Source organism: Maribacter sp. (assembly GCF_049667165.1).
Taxonomy (GTDB): Bacteria; Bacteroidota; Bacteroidia; order Flavobacteriales; family Flavobacteriaceae; genus Maribacter_A.
This window is the reverse complement of record NZ_JBATHS010000013.1, coordinates 1-3206: the sequence shown is the minus strand read 5'-3', so window position 1 is coordinate 3206 and position 3206 is coordinate 1. Positions and strand designations below refer to the sequence as shown.

At 42.9% G+C, this 3206-nt stretch carries 1 protein-coding gene; it reads left to right on the top strand.

The window, feature by feature from the left end; genetic code table 11:
• A partial coding sequence (locus WBM98_RS00435) for a BamA/TamA family outer membrane protein (RefSeq protein WP_424364037.1) occupies positions 1–3101 on the top strand: 3101 nt, incomplete at its 5' end.
• Positions 3102–3206 lie beyond the last annotated feature (105 nt).

Genomic DNA, 3206 nt, shown 5'->3' with positions numbered 1-3206 from the left:
TTGAGGAATTGGAGGGGTTGATCACCAAGAATGCTGATAAGACTACCCTCATCGCCTTGCACCATCCGATGGCCAGTTATGGTCATCACGGGGGTCAATTTTCCTTGAAACGTCAGTTGTACCCAACTGGACGTAAAATACCCTTACCCATTCTCGGATCCTTGATCAATCTTTTGCGTAAAACAACAGGAGCATCGACAGAAGATCTTAATAATAAAAGGTATCGTGAGTTGAGAAAACGTATAATGACCTTAGTGCAATATTCCGAAAAGGTGATATTGGCCTCAGGCCATGAGCATACCCTGCAATATATCGTAGAGGATAATACCCCGCAGATTATCAGTGGGGCAGGGGCCAAGGAAGAAGCGACTCGATTAATGAACGGCAGCAAATTCTCAACAGGAAGATTGGGTTATGCAATTTTGGAGGTATATTTGGATGGATCCTCAAGAATTCGGTATTATGGGATTGGAGCAGCGGGGGAAGAGGAATTTCTATTTACCACAGAGGTGTTGTCAGCGCAAAAGGATACTACACAGAATAATTACCCCAAAAAGTTTCCGAACGAGATAAAAGCTTCGATTTACACCGATGAAGAAGTCGATAAAGGTAAATTTTTCAAAACGATTTGGGGGGAGCGGTATCGGGATGTCTATGCGAAAAAGATCACGGCAAGAGTAGTTGATTTGGATACGTTGTTAGGGGGACTTAAGGCCGTGCGCAAAGGGGGAGGACATCAATCCAGGTCGCTCAGGCTGGTCGATAAGGAAGGTAGGGAATATGTGATGAGGGCCCTACGGAAAAGTGCCGAGATATATCTACAAGCTATGGCGTTTAAACAACAGTATGTTGTTGGTGAGTTTGAGGATACCTATACTGAAGGTCTGTTGGAGGATTTTTATACCGGCTCCCACCCCTATGCCGCTTTTACTGTTGGTGCCTTGTCCGATGCGGTGGGTATTTACCATTCCAATCCGAAGCTTTATTATGTTCCAAAGCAGAAGGCTCTTTCAGAGTTCAATGATGAATTTGGGGATGAACTCTACATGATCGAAGAGCGCACTGACAGTGGACATGGAAATCAAAGAAGCTTTGGATATTCGAATACCATGGACAGCACCGATGACATGCTTAAAAAGCTAAGGAAGGATGAAAAATACCAAGTTGATACGGAAGCGTATATCAAAGCGCGTTTGTTCGATATGATGGTTGGCGATTGGGACCGGCATACCGATCAGTGGCGTTGGGCCCAATTCAAGGATATTGAAAAGGGAAAGATTGTTTATAGACCCGTACCGAGGGATAGGGATCAAGTATTTTCAATTATGGGCGATGGACCACTAATGAACATGCTAACCCGCATTATTCCCGGACTTACCTTATTGGAAGGTTTTAATGAGGAGATCAGAAGTGTAAAGGGGTTTAATGGATCCCCAAGGGCGTATGCGCTCGATTTGGCTCTTTTGTCCGAAACCACGGGTGATCAATGGCAGCAACAGGCGCTAAGTATTCAGAAGAATATAACGGAGTCGGTCATCGATGAGGCCTTCAAAAACTTTCCTATTGAGGTTCGTGATGAGAACATTGCCAAAATCAAAAAGGTGTTGATGGCAAGAAAAGACATGCTTCAAAAAACTGCCGAGGAATATTATGGGCTACTCAATAGGTACGCCATGGTTACCGGTACCGATAAGGATGATTTCTTCACCATTACCGAATTGACCAATGGCAAGACACAAGTAGTTGGCCAACGAATTAAAAAGGGGGTAAAAGATGATGTGTTTTTCAAGAAGGACTTTGATCCCAATATAACCACAGAGATTTGGATCTATGGCTTGGACGACGATGATCAATTTCAGGTACAAGGCAAAAAAGGAAAGATTAAAATACGATTGGTAGGTGGGCAAAATAATGATGTATATGATGTTCAGCATAGTACAGGGGTCTACATCTACGACCAGAAAGTAAAAAAGAATACCTTCAAGAATATTTCGTCTGCAAAATTAAGATTGACCAATGAATATCAGACCAATACCTATCAACCCATAAAATATAAAACGAGTACCAATCAAATTATTCCCGTAATAGGTTCAAATCCCGATGACGGATTTAAAATCGGGTTCACTGATGTGTATACTTTTAATGGTTTTCGGCAACATCCGTTTACAAGCCAACATACCGTTGATGCTGCCTATTACTTTGCAACCAGTGGATATGATATGGGATATAAGGGGGAGTTTTCGGGGTTCTTGGGTAAAGCCAACCTTTTATTGGCCACTAGGTTTACGAGCCCTAATTACAGCATCAATTTCTTTGGTTGGGGCAATGAGACCGAAAATTTAGATGCTACGCTGGGTCGAGATTTCAACCGTGTAAAACTACAGACCATCGTCTTCAATCCTTCCTTGGTCTGGAGGAGTGATCTTGGGGCAAAATTGACCATTGGCGTGAATTATGAAAGTGTCGAGGTTGAAGAAACGAATGGGAGATTCATAAACACGTTTTATGTGGCCAATGGCGAGGAGAATCGAAAAAATTTCATGGGCACAGCAATTGCGTATACCTTTTCAAATAGCGATAACGTTGCCTTTCCCACAATGGGCATGGCTACCTCGGTACAAATAGGTTATAAAACCAGTATTGACGGAGGGAAACAGAACTATGGTTATGTTGTTCCTAGCTTCTCCTTTGATCATAAGTTGGTGCCCAATGGTAAATTGGTGCTCGCGGCCAAATGGAAGGCACAGTTTAATATTGGCGATGGTTATGAATTTTACCAAGCGGCCAGCATTGGTGGATTGGATGGCTTACGAGGATTTAGAAACCAACGGTTTTCTGGTAAAAAATCGTTTTATCAGAACACGGATATACGATATAGTTTCAAACGGATGAAAACAGGGCTCTTACCCGTTAACATGGGGCTGTATGGTGGGTATGACTATGGTCGTGTTTGGACACCGGAAATGGATTCCGATACGTGGCATACTTCCTACGGTGGCGGATTATTCTTAAATGCGGCCGATTTGTTGTCTTTGAACTTTGCTTTATTCGATAGTGTTGACGGACCCCGTTTTACCTTTGGAATGGGATTCGGGTTTTAACTTAAGTACGGATCCAAGTCAAAAAGTGTGGCCACTGTATTATCTTGGGATTTTCAAGGAATAAAGATTACCTCCGGTGTTGCCCCTTTTTTCGTCGGAAAGCAG